The 12,220-nt window shown below is 69.1% G+C and carries 14 protein-coding genes; 11 read left to right on the plus strand and 3 right to left on the minus strand.

The features are described 5' to 3' along the window. Window positions 1-17: 17 nt before the first annotated feature. The 3 genes from WKR98_RS11270 to yjgA are packed head-to-tail and all read right to left on the minus strand — an operon-like array spanning window position 18 to window position 1,986. Window positions 18-689, minus strand: a complete 672-nt coding sequence (locus WKR98_RS11270; protein WP_341433051.1) for an alpha/beta hydrolase — start codon at window positions 687-689, stop codon at window positions 18-20. Between the two features lie 27 nt (window positions 690-716). Further along, window positions 717-1,361 carry a molybdopterin adenylyltransferase gene (mog, locus tag WKR98_RS11275; RefSeq protein ID WP_124688179.1) on the minus strand — a complete coding sequence of 215 codons (645 nt, stop codon included), beginning with the start codon at window positions 1,359-1,361 and terminating at the stop codon, window positions 717-719. Window positions 1,362-1,374: 13 nt separating this feature from the next. After that, entirely contained in the window at window positions 1,375-1,986 is a 612-nt protein-coding gene (gene yjgA / locus WKR98_RS11280) for a ribosome biogenesis factor YjgA (RefSeq protein WP_124688180.1), read from the minus strand. Window positions 1,987-2,101: 115 nt separating this feature from the next. Here yjgA and pmbA point away from each other — a divergent pair, with 115 nt between their 5' ends. The 11 genes from pmbA (at window position 2,102) to WKR98_RS11335 (ending at window position 12,211) form a co-directional block, all read left to right on the plus strand. Further along, on the plus strand, window positions 2,102-3,493 hold the full coding sequence (pmbA, locus tag WKR98_RS11285) for a metalloprotease PmbA (RefSeq protein ID WP_341433055.1): 1,392 nt from the start codon (window positions 2,102-2,104) through the stop codon (window positions 3,491-3,493). A gap of 61 nt (window positions 3,494-3,554) precedes the next feature. After that, window positions 3,555-4,859: an NAD(P)/FAD-dependent oxidoreductase gene (locus WKR98_RS11290; protein WP_341433057.1), complete on the plus strand. Its 1,305-nt coding sequence runs from the start codon at window positions 3,555-3,557 to the stop codon at window positions 4,857-4,859. Between the two features lie 117 nt (window positions 4,860-4,976). Next, window positions 4,977-5,891 (plus strand): ABC transporter substrate-binding protein, encoded by a 915-nt coding sequence (locus WKR98_RS11295; protein ID WP_124688183.1) that lies wholly within the window; start codon window positions 4,977-4,979, stop codon window positions 5,889-5,891. Window positions 5,892-5,942: 51 nt separating this feature from the next. Beyond that, window positions 5,943-6,962, plus strand: coding sequence for an ABC transporter substrate-binding protein (locus WKR98_RS11300; protein ID WP_341433060.1), 1,020 nt, complete (start codon window positions 5,943-5,945; stop codon window positions 6,960-6,962). Between the two features lie 11 nt (window positions 6,963-6,973). Further along, window positions 6,974-7,723 carry an ABC transporter ATP-binding protein gene (locus tag WKR98_RS11305; RefSeq protein ID WP_238160308.1) on the plus strand — a complete coding sequence of 250 codons (750 nt, stop codon included), beginning with the start codon at window positions 6,974-6,976 and terminating at the stop codon, window positions 7,721-7,723. Continuing rightward, complete coding sequence (locus WKR98_RS11310) at window positions 7,720-8,511, plus strand: ABC transporter permease (protein ID WP_124688186.1); 792 nt, start codon at window positions 7,720-7,722, stop codon at window positions 8,509-8,511. The genes WKR98_RS11305 and WKR98_RS11310 overlap by 4 nt, the downstream gene beginning before the upstream one ends. After that, window positions 8,508-9,857 (plus strand): cytosine deaminase, encoded by a 1,350-nt coding sequence (locus WKR98_RS11315; protein ID WP_341433061.1) that lies wholly within the window; start codon window positions 8,508-8,510, stop codon window positions 9,855-9,857. The genes WKR98_RS11310 and WKR98_RS11315 overlap by 4 nt, the downstream gene beginning before the upstream one ends. Before the next feature lie 3 nt (window positions 9,858-9,860). After that, the gene (locus WKR98_RS11320) at window positions 9,861-10,355 is read left to right on the plus strand and encodes a MarR family winged helix-turn-helix transcriptional regulator (protein WP_124688187.1); all 495 of its coding nucleotides are present in this window, start codon (window positions 9,861-9,863) and stop codon (window positions 10,353-10,355) included. A 76-nt stretch (window positions 10,356-10,431) separates the two neighbouring features. Further along, window positions 10,432-11,484 (plus strand): P1 family peptidase, encoded by a 1,053-nt coding sequence (locus tag WKR98_RS11325; RefSeq protein WP_341433063.1) that lies wholly within the window; start codon window positions 10,432-10,434, stop codon window positions 11,482-11,484. Window positions 11,485-11,579: 95 nt separating this feature from the next. After that, window positions 11,580-11,822, plus strand: a complete 243-nt coding sequence (locus WKR98_RS11330; RefSeq protein ID WP_087837110.1) for an antitoxin — start codon at window positions 11,580-11,582, stop codon at window positions 11,820-11,822. Then, window positions 11,819-12,211 (plus strand): type II toxin-antitoxin system VapC family toxin, encoded by a 393-nt coding sequence (locus WKR98_RS11335; protein WP_341433065.1) that lies wholly within the window; start codon window positions 11,819-11,821, stop codon window positions 12,209-12,211. Before WKR98_RS11330 ends, WKR98_RS11335 begins: the two co-directional genes overlap by 4 nt. The last annotated feature ends 9 nt before the right edge of the window (window positions 12,212-12,220 follow it).

The following is a 12,220-nucleotide window of genomic DNA, read 5'->3' on the forward strand; positions in this document are numbered from 1 at the left end:
CTATGTCTTGATCGGTATCAAGCCAATACCTTGCGCAGGAAGCCCGAGATGTCTCCGAGTTCCGGCGCACAGACCGAGTGGGGCATGGGATAGGCATGCCATTCGACGTCGTAGCCTTCCTGGCGCAGCAGGTCGCGCGAGGCCGTGGCGCGCTCGAGCATGACGATGGGATCGGCCGTGCCGTGGCCCATGAAGATGGGCGTATGGGCGTTGGCGGGGCTGCGTTCCGCGGCGAAGGTGGCGGCCAGCGGCAGGTAGCCGGACAGGGCGACCAGGCCGGCGAGTTTCTCGCGCAGGCGCAGGCCGGTGTGCAGGGTCATCGCGCAGCCTTGCGAGAAGCCGGCCAGCACGATGTGCTCGGTGGCGATGCCGCGCTGGTTCTCGTGCGCGATCAGGTTCTCGACGTGGCGCTGCGAGGCACGGATGCCGGGATCGTCCTCGCGCCGGACGAGGTCGCTGACGATGATGTCGTACCAGGCGCGCATCGCCATGCCGCCGTTGATGGTCACCGGCTGCACGGTGGCGTGCGGGAAGACGAAGCGCACCGGCGGCAGGCCGCGCAGGTCCAGTTCGGGGACGATGGGTTCGAAGTCGTGGCCGTCGGCGCCCAGGCCGTGCAGCCAGATCACGGCGCGGGTGGGGTTCGGGCCGGTTTCGGCCTGGACGCATTCGAGCAGGGTATCTGTCATGGCGTTCTCGATGAGAGGGGCCGGCGCTCAGGGCGCGGGGCGGATCGCCGTCTTGGGGCGGAACGCCTTGCACACGGTTTCGTCGGTTTCGACGTAAGGGCCTTCGATGAGCTGGATGCAATAGGGCACGGCGGCGAAGATGCCGGGCACCACCAGCTTGCCGTCGGCCTCGCGCAGTCCTTCCAGGGTCTCGCGTATGGCCTTGGGCTGTCCGGGCAGGTTGATGATGAGGGCGGCGCCGTCCGCCGCCGACGTGCCGCGTTCACGGATGACGGCGACCTGGCGCGACAGGATGGCGGTGGGCACGAAGCGCAGCGAGATCTGGCGCATCTGTTCGCCGAAGCCGGGCATCTCTTTCGTGGCCACCGCCAGGGTGGCCTCGGGCGTGACATCGCGCCGCGCCGGGCCGGTGCCGCCGGTGGTCAGGATCAGGTCGCAGCCGAGTTCGTCGCACAGTTCCGCCAGGGTGGCGGAGATGGCCGGCGCGTCGTCGGCGACCAGCCGCTCGACGTAGCGCACCGGCGTGCGCAGGGCGCCGTCCAGCCAGGTCTTGAGCGAGGGGATGCCTTCGTCGGCATAGACTCCGCTGGAGGCGCGGTCGCTGATGGACACCAGGCCGCACAGCAGTTCGTCGGGATGGTTGCGCACGAGGCGCTTGGCGGAAGTGGTCATGGCGGCGGTGGGATCAGTGTTCGTCTTCGTCGTCGGCCGGGGGCGGCGACCCGGCATCGGGAGCGGCCTGCAGCCGCTTGATTTCCTGGAACAGCGCGCGATAGTGCTTGCGCTGCGGCTCGCGCCCGGGCAGCAGGGCGGCGTTGGCGGCCTGTTCCTTGCGCGCACCGCGTATCAGCGCCCGCAGGGGCTGGGCCTGGGCGTGGGGGTACAAATCCATGAAGCCCGTGAAATGTTCGTCGCTGGCCAGGAGGCGGTCGCGCCATAGTTCGAGCTGGTGGAAGGCGGCGATCTGTTCCATGGATTCGCCATCCCACTCGGCCAGCATGGCCTGGATGGGTTCGACGTGCGCCTCGCGCATCAGCTTGCCGACGTACTGCAATTGCCGTCGCTTGCCCTCGTGGGCGGTGATGCGCTGGGCCTCGCGTATCGCGTCGTACAGGCGTTCGGCCAGGGGAAGTTGCCGCAGCTTGGCGTCGGGCAGCCCGACCAGGCGTTCCCCCAGGTCCTGCAGGGCGGCCATCTGCCGCTTGAGCTGCGACTTGCTGGGGGACTGGTATTCGCCGTCCGGATCGGCTTCTTGCACCGGGACCAGGGGCGATGGACTACGTTTGGAGCGGGACATGGAAAATGGCGTGCTTCGACGGTAAGAAGGCTGACACCAGCTATCATAAAGCCTTGCCTTCCTGCCCGGGCCGCCCGCCCGCGTGTCCGGGCCGCCTCCTTCCCGAAGAAACTCCATGGCCACTTCCCCGTCCCGCAAGAAAACGACCGCCGCGCCCACCCGTCCCGCGCTCGATACCGACCCCGCCGCGTTCCGCCAGTTGATCGAACGGGTGCTGGACGAGTCCAGGCGCGTCGGCGCCACCGACGCCGCGGCCGAGGTGTCCGAAAGCCAGGGGCTGGCCGTGTCGGTGCGCCGGGGCTCGCTGGAGACGGTCGAACAGACGCGCGACCGGTCGCTGGACATCACCGTGTACGTGGGGCAGCGCCGGGGCTCGGCCTCGACCTCGGATTTCTCGGACCAGGCGGTACGCGATACCGTCCAGGCCGCGTACCACATCGCCAGCCATACCGCCGAGGATCCGGCCGCGGGCCTGCCCGACGCCGATCTGCTGGCCACCGAATTCCCCGACCTGGATCTCTACCACCCGTGGAACCTGCCGGCCGAGGCGGCGGCCGAACTGGCGCTGCAGGCCGAGCGCGCGGCCCTTTCCACCGACAAGCGCATCACCAACTCCGACGGCGCGTCGGTGTCCTCGTACGAAGGCCACTTCGTCATGGGGAACACCCGGGGCTTCCTGAACGGCTACCCGTATTCGCGGCATTCGCTGTCGGTATCGCCCATCGCCGGGCGGGGCGGCAACATGCAGCGCGACGACTGGTACACCAGCGACCGCGACTGGGCGCGGCTGGCCGATCCCGCCAGCGTCGGCCGCTATGCGGCCGAACGCACGCTGTCGCGGCTGTCCGCGCGCCGCATCCCCACCGGCAGGTATCCGGTGCTGTTCGAGGCGCCCCTGGCCTGCGGCCTGCTGGGCTCGCTCACCCAGGCCCTGAGCGGCGGGGCGCTGTACCGCAAGTCCAGCTTCCTGGTCGACAGCCTGGGCCGGCAGGTCTTCCCCGGGCACATCGACGTGCTGGAAGACCCCGCCATCAAGGGTGCCCAGGGCAGCGGCGCGTTCGACGACGAAGGCGTGCGCACGCAGGCGCGCAAGGTCGTCGACGGCGGCGTGGTCCAGGGCTATTTCCTGTCCAGCTACACGGCCCGCAAGCTCGGCATGGTCACGACCGGCAATGCCGGCGGTTCGCACAACCTGGTGCTGGCCTCGCGCAAGACGCGGCGCGGCGACGATTTCCGCGCCATGCTGCGCAAGCTGGGCACCGGCCTCCTGGTGACCGAGCTGATCGGGCAGGGCATCAACTACGTGACCGGCGACTATTCTCGCGGCGCGTTCGGCTACTGGGTCGAGAACGGCGAGATCCAGCATGCCGTGCAGGAGATCACCATCGCCGGCAACCTGAAGGACATGTTCGGCGGCATCGCCGCGGTGGGGGCGGACACGCTCACGCGCGGCACCAAGACGACCGGGTCCATCCTGTTGCCGGAAATGTCGATCGCCGGACGCTGAGGGTCTTGCCGCCGGAGCGGGGCCGTCCGGCGTTTCGTGCGCCAGTCATCGGGGAAAGCCTATGAACGCAAAGCCTTTGCATCGCATCGTCATCGCCGGCGGCGGCGCGGGCGGACTCGAACTGGCCGTGCGCCTGGGGCGGCGCCACGGCCCCGAGCACGTCACGCTGGTCGACGCCACGCCCTTCCACATCTGGAAGCCCTCGCTGCACGAGGTCGCCGCGGGCACCGTGGACATCCACCGCGACGGGCTTTCCTACGCGATGCTCGCGCACGACAACGGCTTTCGCTTCGTGCTGGGAGAAATCCGCGGCGTCGACCGCCAGGCGCGCGACGTACAGGTGGCGGCCCTGCGCGATGCCGACGGCACCGTCATCCTGCCCGAACGGAACGTTCCCTACGACACGCTGGTGCTGGCCGTGGGCAGCCTGGGCAATTTCTTCAACACGCCGGGCGCCGACCAGCATGCGATCTCGCTGGACACCACGGACGCCGCCGAGCGCTTTCGGCTCGCGCTGCTCAAGGCCATGGCGCGCGCCTCGGCCGGCATCGACGAGGCCACGCCGGGCATCGTCAACGTGGTGATCGTGGGCGGCGGCGCCACGGGCGTGGAGCTGGCCGCCGAACTGCACGAGGCGGGCAACACGATTTCGGCCTACGGGCTGCCCGGCATGACGCGGCAGAACCTGCGCATCACGTTGATCGAGGGCGGGCCGCGCATACTCGGGCCGCTGCCCGAGCGCGTCGCCAAGGCGGCCGAGGAACTGCTGGTGGAACGGGGCGTGACGGTGGTGGCCGACTGCCGCGTGTCCGAGGTCACGCCGCATACCGTGGTGGCCCAGGACAAGGTGTTCGACGCCGACCTGTGCGTCTGGGCGGCGGGCATCAAGGCGCCGTCGCTGCTGTCCCGGCTGGGGCTGCCGTTGAATCCGATGCAGCAGGTCCAGGTGGACGAGACGCTGCGCACCCAGGATCCCGACATCTACGCCCTGGGCGATTGCGCCGCGGCGCCGTGGCGCGAGACCGGCAAGACCGTGCCCGCGCGCGCCCAGGCCGCGCACCAGCAGGCCTCGTATCTGCTGCCGCTGCTGTCCGCCCGCATACGCGGGGAGTCGGCGTTCGCGGCACCGTTCCGCTTCCGCGATTTCGGCTCGCTGGTGTCCATCGGCCATGCCGAGGGCGTGGGCAGCCTGATGGGCAATCTTTCCGGCCGCAAGCTGCTGGTAGAGGGCTGGATCGCCCGCATGATGTACGCCGGCACGCACTGGTCGCACTATGCCGCGGTACTGGGCTGGTGGGGCGCCAGCGTGCGCTCGCTGAGCCGCTTCCTGAGCCGTCGTTCGCAGCCCCGCGTCAAGTTGCACTAGTCCCCGCCATTTGCTTTCCAGCCCAGGGTTTATCCCTGTCCCGGGTTCCATTGACAGTCAAAATTTGCATGATAAAGTCATGCAAATAGTCATGATCCACACAGCGGCTGGAGCGACATGAAACTCAGAATCGATGCCCATCCCGACCCCATGATGGGGCTGGTTCCCCTGTTCACCGCCATCGACGCCGGCCTGTTCGCCAAGCGCGGCATCGAACCCGTTTTCGTCCAGCGGTCGGCGGTGCAGGCCATCGAGGACATGCGCGCCGACCGCATGGACCTGACCTTCTCCGGCCCCACGCTCACCATCATGGCGCGCGAGCGGTTCGACCTGCCGTCCCGCTTCGTGTCGGCGGCCGCGCTGCGCGGCACCTACGCCGGCCGCAGCGCCGACTTCATGAATCTCATTGCCCGCCATGACGTGGCCATCGAGCGGCCGTCGGATTTCGAGGGCAAGCGCCTGGGCGCCTTCGCGCTGGACGGGGGCATCACGCATTCGGCGCCGCTGCACCTGTTCAACCAGCATGGCGTCGACGTCTCGCGCGTGCAGTGGGTGCCGATGCCCTTTCACAAGATGCCCGACGCGCTGGCCGCGGGCGAGATCGACGTCGCCATCTGCGTCGAGCCGCTGGTCACCCTGATGCTGCGGCGCGGCCTGGGCCGCGCGGTGGACGAGGTGCTGGGCGAGGGTTCGCTGGCGATGGCCAGCACGGGCAACCCGTCGCTGGTGTCGAACTGGTGGACCACGCAGGCGGCCTACGCGCGTGAACCGGAACTGTTCGCCGCCACGGCCGACGCGCTGGCCGAGGCCGTGGGCGTCGTATACGCCGATCCGTCGGCCGCGCTCGACGCGATGGCCCGGCATACAGGACAGGACTCCGCGCTGCTGCGCGAGATCGGGTTCAAGACCACGCTCTTCCATCCCTTCGGCATGGACGATCCCGAGGTCAAGGCCATGTACCGCGGTTGGGTGACCGTGCTGCGCGGTGCCGGCCTGCTCGACCACGACATCGACGTGGAGCAGTTCTTCTGATTTTCGGAGCCGCCGCGCGCGGATGGGTTTTTTCACTGTCGGGAGATCGTCATGAAGCAGTCCAGTTCCAGGGTACGCCGCGTGCTTTTGCTTTGCGCGGCATTGGCCTGCGCGCAGCCGGGACTCGCCGGCGCCCAGCCGGCCGGCCCCGCGCCGGAGAAGGCCGTCATGTTCATCGGCTGGCGGGCCGAGGCCGAGTGGGGTGGTTTCTTCCAGGCCGTGGCCAAGGGCATCTACCGCAAGCACGGGCTGGACGTCGAGATCCGCCTGGGCAATCCGCAAAGCAATCCCACGCCCATGCTGCTGGCCGGACGCGTGGATTTCACGGCGGGCAGCAGCGGCACCTCGCTCAACGCGGCGCGCGAAGGCGCGCCCCTGATGTCGGTGGCCGCGATCTTCCAGAAGGATCCGCGCGTGCTGATCGCCCATCCCAACCAGGGCGTGGACAAGATCGAGCAGATCAAGGACCGCACGGTGCTGGTGGGCGCGCTGGGCATGGCGACCTTCTGGCCCTACCTGCGCGGGCGCTTCGGTTTCACCGACGACCAGGTCAAGCCCTATACGTTTTCGCTGGCGCCGTTCCTGGCCGACAAGAAGGTGGTGCAGCAGGGGCTCATCACCAACGAACCGCTGGCGCTGAAGAAGGCGGGCGTCGAGAACCCGGTGTCCTTCCTGCTGGCGGACTATGGCTGGGACCCGTACATGACCACCATCGTCACCACCCGCGACAACGTCGAGAAGCGGCCGCAATTCGTGCAGAAGTTCGTCGATGCGTCCATCGAGGGCTGGTACAGCTACCTGTACGACGATCCGTCGGCGGGCAATGAACTGATCAAGCGCAACAACCCCGAGATGACCGACGAACAAATCGCTTTCGCGATCAATGCCATGAAGGAGCGCGGCCTGATCGATTCCGGTGATGCGAAGCGCCTGGGCATCGGGGCGATGACCGACGCGCGCTGGGAGCATTTCTACCGGTCCATGGTGGACGTGGGCGTGCTGCCCACCGGCCTGGACGTGCGCAAGGCCTACACGCTGAAGTTCGTCAACAAGAAGGTCGGCATGCGATGACTGAAACGGCCATGGATACCGACCGGGTGCTGGAACTGCGGAACATTTCCAAGCGCTTCGGCAACGGCACGCTGGCGGTCGAAAACCTCAGCCTGTCCCTTGCGCGGGGAAGCTTCGTCAGCCTGCTCGGGCCCTCGGGGTGCGGCAAGAGCACGGTGCTGCGCATGATCGCCGGACTGTCCGAGCCGACCGCCGGCGAGGTCGTGCGGCAGGGCACCAGGGGGGCGGTCGGCTTCGTCTTCCAGGAGCCCACGCTGATGCCGTGGGAGACGGCGCTGTCCAACACCATGCTGCCGCTGGACCTGGCGGGCGTGCCGCGCGACGAGGCCCGGCGGCGCGCCGCCGAGGCGCTCGAGAAGGTCGGGCTAAAGGGGTTCGAGCAGGCCCTGCCAAGAGAGCTTTCCGGCGGCATGAAGATGCGCGTCTCCATCGCCCGGGCCATCGTGACCCGGCCGCAGGTCCTGCTACTGGACGAGCCGTTCGCGGCGCTGGACGAGATCACGCGGTTCAAGCTGAACAACGACCTGCTGCGGCTGTGGCAGGACCAGCGCTTCACCGCCGTGTTCGTCACGCATTCGGTGTTCGAGTCGGTGTATCTGTCCCAGCGGGTGATCGTCATGGCCGCGCGGCCGGGCCGGCTCCATGCCGACCTTCCCATTTCCCCCGATGCGGCGCGCGGCGAATCGTTCCGCACTTCGGCCGAATACGCGCACCTGTGCAGGCAGGCCTCGGAAGCCCTCGAAAAGGCGATGAACGCATGAACCCCAAGCTCCGTACCGCGCGCATCGTCCTGCCCGTCGTCATGGGCATCCTCTGCCTGGTGGCCTGGGAGGCGATCGTGCGCGGCCTGCGCATCTCGCCGCACATCCTGCCCGGCCCGGCCGATATCGGCCGCGCGCTGGTCGAGGACTGGCCGCTGCTGTCGGCGGCGCTGTGGGTCACGCTGAAGATCACCGCGTCGGCCTTCGTCAGCGCCGTGCTGGTGGGCGGCGCCATCGCGATCCTGTTCAGCCTGTCCAAGTGGATAGAACTGACCTTCTTCCCCTATGCGGTCATCATGCAGGTCACGCCGGTGGTCGCCATCGCGCCGCTCCTGATCATCTGGGTGGACAACGTGCAGGTGGCGCTGCTGATCTGCGCGTGGCTGGTGGCCTTCTTCCCCATCCTGTCGAACACCATCGTCGGCCTGAACAGCGCCGACCACAACCTGCGCGATCTGTTCCGGCTTTATGGCGCGACCCCGGGCCAGACACTGCGCCGGCTGCGCATTCCGTCGGCCATGCCGTACTTCCTGGCGGGCGTGCGCATTTCGGGCGGGCTGTCGCTGATCGGCGCGGTGGTCGCGGAATTCGTCGCCGGGGCGGGCGGGCAGGGTTCGGGCCTGGCCTATCGCATCCTCGAGGCCGGCTACCAGTTGAAGACGCCGCGCATGTTCGCGGCCCTGCTGATGATTTCCTGCACCGGCGTACTGATCTTCCTGGCGACCTCGTGGGTGTCGCAGCGCATCCTGCGGCGCTGGCACGAAAGCGCCATGGAGCGCGAATCTTGAAGTCGCTGGCCGCGGAGCTGGAACGGGCGGCGGGGGCCTACGTCCTGCGCGGCGCGCGGGTGCCCGCGGCGCTGCTGCCCGCCACGCTGGCCGGACTGGCCGATGCGCAGGGCCTGGCGGGCGTCGACCTGGCGGTCGACGGGGGCCGGCTGGGCGCGGTCGCGCCCGCCGGGACGCTGCAAGCGGGCGAGGGGCCGGACCTGGCCGGCCGGCAAGTCTGGCCGGCCTTCCACGACCTGCACACTCATCTGGACAAGACGCATACGCTGGCGCGCGCGCCCAATGCCGATGGCACGCTATTGGGGGCGGTCAAGGCCGTGATGGCCGACCATGCGTGCTGGCGTCCGGGCGAGCTCGAGGCGCGCGCCGGCTTCGCCCTGCGCTGCGCCTGGGCGCACGGCACCGCCGGCCTGCGCACGCACCTGGACGCGGCGGGGCCGCAGGCGCGCATGGCCTGGGACACCATGCTGGCCTTGCGGGCGAGCTGGGCTTCCCGCGTGCGGATACAGATGGTGGCCATGGCGCCCATGGAAACCTATCTGGGCGAGGGCGCCGAGGACTTCGTGCGCCGCGTGGCCGAGACCGGCGGCGTGCTGGGCGGCGTGACGCGCGTGCCCGGGCTGCCGCCGCCCGCGGCACGGCAGCGCCTGGCGCAGGCCCTGGATGCCTTGTTCGACTGGGCCGTGCGCTACGGCCTGGACGTGGACCTGCACGTGGACGAGTCCTGCGAGCCCGAGGCCGATTCCCTGCTGGAGGTCGCGCGGCGCGCCCAGGCGCGCGACCTGGGCGGGCGGGTCGTATGCGGCCATTGCTGCAGCCTGGCCGTCCAGGCGGATGAGACCCGCGAACGGGCGCTGAATGCCTGCCGCGACGCGGGCCTGGCCATCGTCAGCCTGCCGCTGGTCAACCTGTTCCTGCAGGACAGGGCGCCCGGCCGCACTCCCCGGCTGCGCGGACTGCCGCCGCTGCAGGAAATCTCGGCGCGCGGCATTCCGGTGGCGTTATCGAGCGACAATTGCGCAGATGCGTTCCACGCCTACGGAGACTACGACATGCTGGAAGTATTCCGCGAAGCCGTGCGCAACGGCCACCTGGACCGTCACGCCGGCCACTGGTCCGCCAGCGTGACGGCGACACCGGCGGCCCTGATGCGCCAGGCCGGATCGGGGCGGCTCGAACCGGGCCAGCCGGCCGATTTCGTGATCTTCGACGCCCGCGGCATTCCCCAGTTGCTGGCCCGGCCCCAGTCCGACCGCCTGGTCGTCCGCGACGGCCGGCTGCTGGCCGTGTCGCCGCCGTCGTTCGACGAACTCGACGCGGCGCTGGCGCGCGCGGGGACGGAGTAGGCCATGGCGCGATCCTCATCGGCGAACCCGCCGCGGCGGCCCGGGCAGTCCCAGGCCTTTCCGGAAGGCGGCCTGCTGGCGCCCCGGGTCAGTACCCTGAGCAAGGCGCTGACCCGCAGCGCCGTCCAGTTCGCCAAGGCGCAGTACGGCCTGTCCCAGGTGGAATGGCAGGTGGTCACCCTGCTGGGCGTGTTCCAGCCGGTGTCCATACGGGAACTGGCCTATCACGCCATGCTCGATGCCGCGCAGATCAGCCGCGCGGTGTCGTCGCTGGTGGAGCGGGGCGACGTCAACCGCGCGCGCAGCGCGCGCGACAGCCGCGAGGCGGAACTGTCGCTGACGCCGCAGGGGCTGGCCATGCACGCCGAGCTGACCGCCGCCGCCCAGTCGCGCAACCGGCACGTATTGGGTGAGCATTCCGCGGCCGACGTGGCCCGGTTCTTCGCCATGCTGGACAGCTTCATCGCGCGGGCCAGGCAACTGAGCGACCAGGAATGAGGCGCGGGGCCGGTGGCCGGCCAGCCGGCCGGTCCCTACAATAGCCCCCACTTCATTTCCCGGACGGAGTCCCAGCATGGATGCACGCGACGCAATGGCCGGCCGCCCCGGCGGGCGCAATCTGATCACCGACGTCGCCGGCCTGCGGGTGGGGCAGGCGCACGATGCGCGGGCCTGCACCGGCGTCACCGTGATCCTGCCGGATGAACGGGCCATGGCCGCGGTGGACATCCGCGGCGGCGGGCCGGGCACGCGCGAGACCGATACCCTGGGCGCGTCCAACCTGGTGCGCTCGGTCGATGCCATCGTGCTGGCCGGCGGTTCGGTCTACGGCCTGGCCAGCGGCGACGGCGTGGCCGCGTGGCTGGGGGCGCAGGGCCGCGGCTTCACGCTGCTGCACCAGCCCGGCGTCCCGCCTTCGCCCATCGTGCCGACCGCGGTGCTGTACGACCTCGCCAACGGCGGCGACAAGCAATGGGGCGAGACCCCTCCCTATCGCGACCTGGCCATGCGGGCCGCCCGGGCGGTCCAGTCCGGTTTCGACCTGGGTACGCATGGCGCGGGCTTCGGCGCGTCGGCGGGGTCGCTCAAGGGGGGATTGGGGTCGGCGTCCTACGTCACGCACGACGGCATGACCGTGGGCGCCATCGTGGCCTGCAACAGCTTCGGTTCGGTCGTGGCGCCGCAAGGGCGGCGTTTCTGGGCCGGAGCCTTCGAGATCGGCGAGGAGTTCGGTGGCCTGGGGCCGGCCAACACCCGGGCCGAGGGCGAGAACTGGGAGTTCGCCAAGCTGGATCCGCGCCCGCGCGCCAACACCACCATCGCCTGCATCGCCACCGACGTCGCGCTGTCGCCCGACGAGCTGCAGCGCGTGGCGACCATGGCGCAGGACGGGCTGGCCCGCGCGATCCGCCCCATCCACGCGCCGTTCGACGGCGATACGGTGTTCGCGATCTCGACCGGCCGGCGCGAGGCGCCGGCGATGGAAGGCCCGGTGGATCCCCGGCCCTTCATCGTCTGCCGGCTGGGCGCGCTGGCCGCCGACGTGCTGGCCCGCGCCATCGCGCGCGGGGTGTACAGCGCGGTTACGCCGGAGGGGATGACAACGCCGGCGTGGTCGAGTTTCTGAGTCGTACAGGTCTAAGGGTCTCCTCAGAGGGAACTTGCTCCCGCAGTAGCTTGAATGGTACATTTTTTTGGTATATATCATTCTGGGAGGTCTTCATGGATACTGCCAAGATCTTCTGGTCCGGCCGTTCGCAAGCGGTGCGGCTACCCAAGGAATACCGTTTCGACACTGAGGAGGTCCGCATTCGGCGTCAGGGGAATGCCGTCATCCTGGAACCGGTCGCACAGAACTGGGCCTGGCTCGATGCCGTCATAGGGCCGGTCGATGAAGATTTCGAACGGGCCGCCACAGAAGCGGCCCGGGAGCAGGAGCGTCCCGAGCTGGACTACTTCAAGTGAAATACTTGCTTGACAGCAACGCCGTCATTGCGCTTCTGAAGGGCCATCCCGGATTCCTGGAGCGACTCCGGCGCCACAAACCCGCGGATTTCGCGCTCTCCGCTATCGTGGCCCACGAACTTTTTTATGGCGCGTACAAAGGACTGCGGACTACGCAGAACCTGGCGCGACTCGACGCCCTGCAATTCGAAGTTCTCGCCTTCGATCAGGAAGATGCGCGGCAGGCTGGCGAGCTGCGCGCGACGCTGAACGCTGCCGGAACACCGATCGGCCCGTACGACGTGCTCATCGCCGGTCAGGCGCTGGCGCGTGGTCTGACGCTCATCACGCACAATGTACGCGAGTTCCAGCGCATACCCGCGTTGCGGGTCGAAGATTGGGAAGCATAGCCGGCCGGC

Origin of the sequence: Pigmentiphaga sp. YJ18 (assembly GCF_038066655.1) — a bacterium.
GTDB lineage: Bacteria > Pseudomonadota > Gammaproteobacteria > Burkholderiales > Burkholderiaceae_B > Pigmentiphaga.

Bases quoted from the DNA above. Each gene is read 5' to 3' on its own strand.
- WKR98_RS11270 (WP_341433051.1), bottom strand. From the start codon at position 689: ATGACAGATACCCTGCTCGAATGCGTCCAGGCCGAAACCGGCCCGAAC.
- mog (WP_124688179.1), bottom strand. From the start codon at position 1,361: ATGACCACTTCCGCCAAGCGCCTCGTGCGCAACCATCCCGACGAACTG.
- yjgA (WP_124688180.1), bottom strand. From the start codon at position 1,986: ATGTCCCGCTCCAAACGTAGTCCATCGCCCCTGGTCCCGGTGCAAGAA.
- pmbA (WP_341433055.1), top strand. From the start codon at position 2,102: ATGGCCACTTCCCCGTCCCGCAAGAAAACGACCGCCGCGCCCACCCGT.
- WKR98_RS11290 (WP_341433057.1), top strand. From the start codon at position 3,555: ATGAACGCAAAGCCTTTGCATCGCATCGTCATCGCCGGCGGCGGCGCG.
- WKR98_RS11295 (WP_124688183.1), top strand. From the start codon at position 4,977: ATGAAACTCAGAATCGATGCCCATCCCGACCCCATGATGGGGCTGGTT.
- WKR98_RS11300 (WP_341433060.1), top strand. From the start codon at position 5,943: ATGAAGCAGTCCAGTTCCAGGGTACGCCGCGTGCTTTTGCTTTGCGCG.
- WKR98_RS11305 (WP_238160308.1), top strand. From the start codon at position 6,974: ATGGATACCGACCGGGTGCTGGAACTGCGGAACATTTCCAAGCGCTTC.
- WKR98_RS11310 (WP_124688186.1), top strand. From the start codon at position 7,720: ATGAACCCCAAGCTCCGTACCGCGCGCATCGTCCTGCCCGTCGTCATG.
- WKR98_RS11320 (WP_124688187.1), top strand. From the start codon at position 9,861: ATGGCGCGATCCTCATCGGCGAACCCGCCGCGGCGGCCCGGGCAGTCC.
- WKR98_RS11325 (WP_341433063.1), top strand. From the start codon at position 10,432: ATGGATGCACGCGACGCAATGGCCGGCCGCCCCGGCGGGCGCAATCTG.
- WKR98_RS11330 (WP_087837110.1), top strand. From the start codon at position 11,580: ATGGATACTGCCAAGATCTTCTGGTCCGGCCGTTCGCAAGCGGTGCGG.